Origin of the sequence: Massilia soli (assembly GCF_016809835.1) — a bacterium.
Classification (GTDB): Bacteria; Pseudomonadota; Gammaproteobacteria; order Burkholderiales; family Burkholderiaceae_D; genus Telluria_A; species Telluria_A soli.
Map to the genome: position 1 here is coordinate 1 of NZ_JAFBIL020000029.1, position 852 is coordinate 852.

An 852-nucleotide genomic window follows, 5' to 3' on the forward strand; every position below is an offset into this window, starting at 1 on the left:
ATATCCGCAGCTTCGGTGACTGGCTTAGCCCCGTTACATCTTCCGCGCAGGACGACTCGATCAGTGAGCTATTACGCTTTCTTTAAATGATGGCTGCTTCTAAGCCAACATCCTGACTGTTTTAGCCTTCCCACTTCGTTTTCCACTTAGCCAATCTTTGGGACCTTAGCTGGCGGTCTGGGTTGTTTCCCTCTTGACGCCGGACGTTAGCACCCGACGTCTGTCTCCCAAGCTCGCACTCATCGGTATTCGGAGTTTGCAATGGTTTGGTAAGTCGCAATGACCCCCTAGCCATAACAGTGCTCTACCCCCGATGGTGATACTTGAGGCACTACCTAAATAGTTTTCGGAGAGAACCAGCTATTTCCAAGTTTGTTTAGCCTTTCACCCCTACCCACAGCTCATCCCCTAATTTTTCAACATTAGTGGGTTCGGACCTCCAGGGCGTGTTACCGCACCTTCATCCTGGCCATGAGTAGATCACTTGGTTTCGGGTCTACACCCAGCGACTGTCGCCCTATTCGGACTCGATTTCTCTACGGCTTCCCTATATGGTTAACCTTGCCACTGAATGTAAGTCGCTGACCCATTATACAAAAGGTACGCAGTCACGGAACAAGTCCGCTCCTACTGTTTGTATGCACACGGTTTCAGGATCTATTTCACTCCCCTCCCGGGGTTCTTTTCGCCTTTCCCTCACGGTACTGGTTCACTATCGGTCGATTACGAGTATTTAGCCTTGGAGGATGGTCCCCCCATGTTCAGACAGGATTTCTCGTGTCCCGCCCTACTTGTCGCATACTTAGTTCCACACATCGCATTTCGTGTAAGGGGCTATCACCCTCTATGGCC

The 852-nt window shown here is 50.7% G+C and carries 1 rRNA gene; it reads right to left on the reverse strand.

The annotated features are described in order from the left end of the window. Nucleotides 1–852: ribosomal RNA gene (locus I4X03_RS22990) — 23S ribosomal RNA — on the reverse strand; the annotation flags it as partial.